Annotated in this window: 4 protein-coding genes; all 4 read right to left on the bottom strand. The window is 34.2% G+C overall.

Annotated features, from left to right (window positions below):
- A partial coding sequence (locus tag P8I29_07680; protein MDG1917667.1) for a choice-of-anchor L domain-containing protein occupies nucleotides 1–3,937 on the bottom strand: 3,937 nt, incomplete at its 3' end.
- 187 nt (nucleotides 3,938–4,124) lie between these two features.
- The gene (locus tag P8I29_07675) at nucleotides 4,125–4,640 is read right to left on the bottom strand and encodes a hypothetical protein (protein ID MDG1917666.1); all 516 of its coding nucleotides are present in this window, start codon (nucleotides 4,638–4,640) and stop codon (nucleotides 4,125–4,127) included.
- A 71-nt stretch (nucleotides 4,641–4,711) separates the two neighbouring features.
- A complete protein-coding gene (locus P8I29_07670; GenBank protein MDG1917665.1) occupies nucleotides 4,712–6,460 on the bottom strand; it encodes an ABC transporter ATP-binding protein in 1,749 nt (582 codons plus the stop codon).
- A complete protein-coding gene (gene truA, locus P8I29_07665) occupies nucleotides 6,457–7,203 on the bottom strand; it encodes a tRNA pseudouridine(38-40) synthase TruA (protein ID MDG1917664.1) in 747 nt (248 codons plus the stop codon). Before truA ends, P8I29_07670 begins: the two co-directional genes overlap by 4 nt.
- Nucleotides 7,204–7,383 lie beyond the last annotated feature (180 nt).

Genomic DNA, 7,383 nt, shown 5'->3' with positions numbered 1-7,383 from the left:
GAATGTCTCCAGCAGGTAAAACGGCACTTAAGCCACTAGCAAGTAGTTCTCCATTCACATACCATTCATAGGTAAAGGATGGGTTAGGATTTGATACTGAAAGAGTTGCTGCTGTATCACCATAACATAAAATATCATTTATTATAGAGCCTGAGGATGTATTGATTGATGACTCAACAGGAGTACCAGCAATAATCTCTACAGGAAGAGGTAAACCACTACCGCTTAATGTTCCTGAACAACCGTGCTCATCTGCAACAGTTATTTGATAAAAATCTGCACATAATGAACTGAATTCAGTTGATGAATCAGTTTGGTTAGTTGCAATTATAGAATTTGTAGCATTTATACAATTAATGGTATACATACCTGTTCCTCCCTCTACTACTACATCTAACTCACCGTCACAAGCAGAAAATTCACCCGAACAACTTTCGTCATTTTCTTTAAAAATAGAATATACAAGTTGGTCAGGCTGTTGCAGATTTACTTGTGTTGTTTTAGCACAACCGTTTACATCAGTTACTACAACACTGGTTACACCTTGACTTAGGTTAAGTATGGTATTACTACTTACAGGGCTCATTTGTTGAGAAACAATCCCTTCTGAAGTGTTCCAATCATAGGTATATGGGCCGAAACCACCAACAGAACTTACTATAGCACTTCCACTACCATCTTCATAGCAGTTTAATGGAGATGAATTTATATCTAAAGTGAAGTTATCTTCTAAAGGAATTTCTAAATCTAAAGTATCTTTACAGCTATTATCATCTTCAACAATAACAGTATACACACCTGATGTTTGATTGGATAGTACTGAGCCTAAATCGCCAGTATTCCAATTAAATGAATAGCTTCCTTCAGGGTTTAAAAACCCACCTGAAGCAACAACAGAAGCTTGACCAGCAGGAATATTCAAACAATATGTGGGAACAATTTCACTAACCTCTAAACTTATTGAAGGGGGTTGATCAATAAAAGCGTAGGCTGTATGATTACAGCCATTATAATCAACAATATTTAAGACATATGGAGTAGGTGAGGAAATAAGAGAATTTAGAATATAATAATTGTAGCCAATGGTATCACTATCCAATGTCCAACTATAAGTGTATGTACCGTTATTATAGGGAGTACCACCAGTAACATCAGCTTCAATCTGACCATCAGAACCTCCAAAACAATTTACATCAGTAATTGATAAATCTGCTCTTAATTTTTGAGGCTGATTAATAAAAATGGTATCCTCAGTAATACAGCCCAATTCATCTTCAACGATAACCCAATATTCACCAAAACCAGAAGTAATAGAAGATGAATTTTCGCCATTAGACCATGTATATGTCAACTCTCCTGTTCCGCCAGAACTAGAAATTGTTGCTGTTCCATCAAGCACTCCAAAACAAGTGGCAGATGTAGAACTTAACTCAGAAATAATTTCATCACTCTCACCAATATAAACAGAATCCATTACACTACACCCTCTAGAATCAATAACTTCAATAGAATAATTTCCAGAAGGAATTTGTTCTGCAACATCAGTAACATGACCACTGCTCCAGTGATAGAAATAAGGAGGTGTCCCACCATTTACTACAACATGAGCTGATCCAGTAGCAGCTCCAAAACAACTGATGCCTAAACTTTCTACTTCCATTGTTAAAGGTGCTGGAGATTGTGTTATTTCAACATTTAATGAACTAACACAATCATTAGCATCGCTTATTTCTAGATGATATGTACCATCTTCTAAATTATAAAGATAATTGGTGTGAGCATTACCAAAATTAACCCAATCAAATTGGTAAGGAGGTGTACCACCCCCATTAACGTTAACTATTATTTGTCCATCATTACCTTCGTGACAAGTAACATCATTTTTGGTATAAGAATATGTAATAGGGTTCGGTTGAGTTAATGACACTTCATCGGTTGATTGACAACCATTATCATCTTCAACCACAAGATAATATCCACCAGCAGGAACATTTAAAATGGAATCAGTACCAACAACTTCATTTGTTCCTGAATTAAACCATGTATAAGAATATCCATCGCTTACATTTCCTCCTGAAATTTCTTCGACCATAATTACGCCTGTACTGTCACTTGAACATTCTACATCTATTGACGATGTCAAAACCTGAATTTCAGGCTGAGCAGATTCTACTACAACATTATCACTTATAACGCAGCCTATACCATCTTTTACTTTAATATCATAATTACCAAATTCTAGATTATCAAAAGTGAAAAAGTCAAAATAATTTTGTCCTCCATCAATAGAATATTGTATAGGTGAAACAGCAGTGCTTTGTGGAAGGATTGTAATTGAGCCATTAGAATAGCCTTGACAGCTAACAGGAGAAATGCCAAAATCTAAATCAAAATCATCTGTGGCAATAGTAGGCACTAAAATAGTACTTGAGCAACCTATAGTGTCAATTCCTTCAAGAGTATATGTAATAGAAGATAATGTCGAAATTTCTATTGTACTACCTGTATCGGATGATAGAGAAACGTCAGGAGACCAAACATAAGTATTTGCTCCAAAAGCATTAACTTCAACAGGTATTCCTCCACAGATCAAAATTTCTTGAGGAGAATATGATATTTCTGGTAAAGGGTTTTCAAACAGTTCGATAGTATGGGTATCAGAACATCCATTAGAATCTACAACTGTAAGGGAATACACGCCTGATTCGTCAATTTCAATTTGGCTATCATTACCAAAAGCTCCCCAATCAAAAGTAAAAGGAGCCGTTCCACTATTAATAACTGGATTTATCAAATAAACATCATCTTCACAATAATAATCTTCTTGAGGGAGGACTATCTCTGGAACAGGTTGAGAATATACTCTCAATGAGTCAGATTGAACAGTACAACCCGTAGCGTCAGTAGCCTGAACCCAATAATATCCTGGTGTAGCAATGATAGACTGAGTTGTTTCTCCTGAATTCCATAAAAATTCAAAATCATCTCCTTCAACATTTGCTGTTAATGTAACTGGTGCACCACAATCCGTAAAAATTTTATTTGAATCAATTTCTAAACTATTAATCACAGTCAGAGGAGGAGAAGAAAAACTACCAGCCTCAAGCAATACAAATGAAGACAAACCTGTATCGGTTCCATCGGCGATAGCTAAACGTATATGATAAGTTTCACCACAAACCACATTTGCTTCAGCAGTTATCACGGTGGTAAAACCATCTACAGTAGCATTAACAGTGTTAGCACCATTATTTTGGTTGCTAACAAACAACTGAGGGTTATATGTTGCATTTACTGAGGAAATAGTAATTGGTAAATCTTCCCCTAAACTGTTAGGCTCTTGACTTTCAAAAGTTGCAATATTAATACTTCCATCAGGAAATTCTGGCGGACTAGAATATGGACCAACAATATTTGGGCCAGAAATAAAAAAACCAAAAACATCATTAAACTGAGTGTTTTCATATGCAAAATACTCTTCTGAAGCAAAAACATATTTAAAAGATAAATATGATGATACAGGTACAAAGTCAAATTCTAAAATTGCAACATCATTTACTGATGTTACATTAAAATTTTGATCAATTAAGCCAGGAACAGAATTTGCTACTTCAAGCAAATCAGGGTCAGCAACTGCATTAGCAAAAAACCCACCAAAAGCTCCAGGAACAATCTCGACAATATCGCCAGTTCCCATAACAATACCACTATCTAAGCCTATATTACTGTTTTCCCCATTAAAAAAACCTATCTGAACAGGATCTCCTTGAAATAAATGGTTGGTTGCAACTACACCCTCCCCCAACAATAAACTATCGACTAGATAAACTGGCGAATTGTAAGGCGGATTTGAATTAGTAGCAATTTGAGCAGAAGCGTTTAAAAAAAACGAACATAATAGTACTATTGTAAAAACAAGAGGTTTAGTGGTCTTCATAATGAACTTAAAATAAATCTATCGCAATTTACTAAAAGTATTCCATTTTATGAAGAAAATAGCAATAATAGGCTTATGACTTCAGCCTAAAATTAAAGGCTGCTAATTTTTACTCAAAGATTATTTTTTGTTGATGACTTACTCTTTCAGAAGATATTTGAATGATATAAACACCTTTTGCTAGATTTTATCTATTGACCTGAACAATGCCATCAAACACAATTTCCCTTAAAACTCTTCCTCTAGAATCTAATAGGTTGAAAGTGTATTCATCAGATGAAATTTCATCTAACTGTACCTTAACTGTAAAATTATCAAAAACAGGATTTGGATAAATTAATACTTTTGATTTTACAAATTCTGATACGTCAACACGTTCATAAATCTTCATAACTCTATTCTCACAATCTTTAGAATCTTTAACTACTAAGGTGTATTCTCCGTCTAACTCAGGAGAGTAAGACACACCACTATCCAAACCAATATTGGAATTAACACCGTTAAAAAATCCGATTTGAAGGGGGTCTCCTTGAAAAGCATGATTAGTGGCTATTACTCCCTCTCCTAACAATAGACTATCAACCAAATACTCTGCGGTGTTGTAAGGGGCATTATTAGTTACTAAAATTTGACAATAGGCACTTTGAATACCAAAAAGAAAAAAAGAAAACACGAATAAAAAAGCAAGTTTAAAGACTTTCATAGCATTAGGTTTTAAGATGTATGCAATTTACGAAAACTATTTCACTTGTTAAACAGTAGAAATAATGAATTTTAATTTTCGAACTGTAAATCAAATAGTAATTTATACTTCCCTTTTATGGATAATAATTCTGAGTGTGAGCCCTCTTCTTTAATTTCGCCATTTTCAAGTAATATAATCTTATCAGCATTCTGCACCGTTGCCAAACGATGAGCAATAACAACAGAAGTCCTGCCTTTAGTCAACTTTTCAGAAGAACGCTGAATAAGGTATTCGCTTTCAGAATCAATACTGGATGTAGCCTCGTCTAGCACCAAAATCTTTGGCTTGTCGACATAAGCTCTCAAAAAGGATAACAATTGACGTTGACCTAGAGAAAGCATTCCGCCTCTCTCCCTAACATTGTAATCGTATGATTGTGGTAACGACTCTATAAACTCCTCAATTTCTATTTCTTTAGCATAAGTGGCAACTTGCTCTTTTGTAATTTCTCTGCCTAGAGTAATATTGTTAAAAATAGTATCTGAAAAAAGAAAAACATCTTGCAAAACCACCGCAACATTTTTACGCAAGGAATTCAAATCGTAATCCAAATAATTTACTCCATCAATAAAAATTGCTCCTTTGTTAATTTCGTAATTCCTGGTTAACAAGTTGATAATAGAAGATTTACCCGCTCCGGTAGCACCTACTAAGGCTAAGGTTTCTCCTGCCTTTATTTTAAAAGAAACATCTTTCAGCACCCAATCTTCATCATTGTATGCAAACCAGACATTTTTAAATTCAATATCTCCCTTACATTTGTCTAAAGACTCTGTTCCTAAATTAGAAATAGAATCATCAGTATCCAACACTTTAAACACCCTTTCTGAAGCCACCATTCCCATTTGCAATACATTAAAACGGTCGGCTAACTGACGTATTGGCCTGAATAACATATGGATATACAATATGAAAGCAATTAACTCTCCCAGAGTTACTTCATGAGATGTAGCAGCTTGGATACCTCCCCACCAAATCAACAAACCTATTGAAATAGCAGATAAAATTTCGACTATTGGAAAAAATACAGAATAATACCAAATGGATTTAATATGAGCTTTTTTATGAGCGTCATTTATACTTTTAAATTTTTCAAATTCTATATCTTCCCTATTAAATAATTGCACAATATACATACCTACAATATGCTCTTGCACAAAGGTATTTAGAGCAGAAACTTGTTTTCTCACATCTTGAAAAGCAGACTTAATAGAACGCTTGAACCAATAGGTTGCGACTAACAACAAAGGTATTGATGCCAAACTGAATAATGTTAGTCGCCAGTCGGTCACGAACATTACAACAATAACAATAATTAACTTTAAAATATCGGCAATTATAACTAATAAGCCTTGAGAGAAAATATCAGAAATTGTTTCAATATCTGACACCACTCGAGTTACTAAAGCGCCGATGGGGTTTTTGTCAAAATACTGCTGTTTGAAGTGGATAATTTTATCATAAACCTGCTGCCTCAAATCCCTTATCACACTTTGACCCAAAAAATTTGACCAATAGGTGTAAAAATATTGCAAAACACTTTCAACGAATAGTAAGCACACCAACAACAATGTAATGTGTAATAGCTTCTTTTCATCAGGATTAATAATGAAGTTATCAAAAGCATACTGGATCAATAATGGCCTAGTTGGTGATAAAAAAGCAATTAGGATAGCACAGAAAGAAGTACCATAGAAAATAGTCATATAAGGACCCACATAATTCAACACCCTTCTCAGTAAAGGGGCATCAAAAGTTTTACCACTAACCCTACTCATAAACGTATATCATTTGGATAATCTACCTTAGTTAGATATAGGGCGTGTGCTGGAACTGACGCACCTGCAATTGACCTATCTTTTGACTCTAATACATTGATAAATTCGTTAATACTCATTCTTGATTGCCCTACTTCTAATAACGTTCCAACAATAGCTCTTACCATATTTCTTAAAAATCGATCTGCCTCAATAGTAAAAACAATAGTGTCTCCCCTATTTTCCCAAATAGCTTTTTTAATGCTACAATTATTGGTTTTTGTTTGGGTATGTAGCTTAGAAAAAGAGGTGAAATCAGTAAAATCGAACAAACACTTAGCTGCTTGATTCATTTGATTTAAATCGAGGGGTTTATGAATAAAATGAGCTCTACCTACATTAAACGGATTTTTGGAATTATAGATAATATACTCGTATGTACGTGAAGTTGCATCAAATCGACTATGGGCATCTGACTTTACCCCAAAAATAGTCTTCACACTAATATCTTGAGGCAAAAATGAATTTAGACGATAGACGATATTGCTATTTAATAAATCGATGTCGGTATCAAAATGTGCAAAAAACTGTTTAGCATGCACGCCAGTATCCGTTCGACCTGCACCCATAACACTAATCTTTTGACCCAAAACAGTGCTAATAGCTTTTTCCAATTGCTCTTGAACAGTGATGGAATTTGGTTGAACTTGCCATCCATGATAGTTAGCACCATTATACATTATTTCTATAAAATACCGTTGCATATTTTGAACAGTGCGAAGATATTCAATTGAAACTAGAAAATTAGACTTTTAGCCAATTTTCAAAATGTTAATATAATTATATAAAATGTTTGAAAATAAAATTTCTTTTTAGAAGCAATAGAATTAAATTTGTGTCGTTATGAACCTTGAAAAATTAATGCACATTTATTAAATTTGCTT

Source organism: Flavobacteriales bacterium (assembly GCA_029248105.1).
Taxonomy (GTDB): domain Bacteria; phylum Bacteroidota; class Bacteroidia; order Flavobacteriales; family UBA7312; genus UBA8444.
The sequence above is the reverse complement of the archived record's forward strand: the minus strand, read 5'-3'. Positions and strand labels throughout refer to the sequence as shown.

Coding starts and splice junctions, on each gene's coding strand:
- truA (MDG1917664.1), bottom strand. CDS start 7,203: ATGCAACGGTATTTTATAGAAATAATGTATAATGGTGCTAACTATCAT.
- P8I29_07675 (MDG1917666.1), bottom strand. CDS start 4,640: ATGAAAGTCTTTAAACTTGCTTTTTTATTCGTGTTTTCTTTTTTTCTT.
- P8I29_07670 (MDG1917665.1), bottom strand. CDS start 6,460: ATGAGTAGGGTTAGTGGTAAAACTTTTGATGCCCCTTTACTGAGAAGG.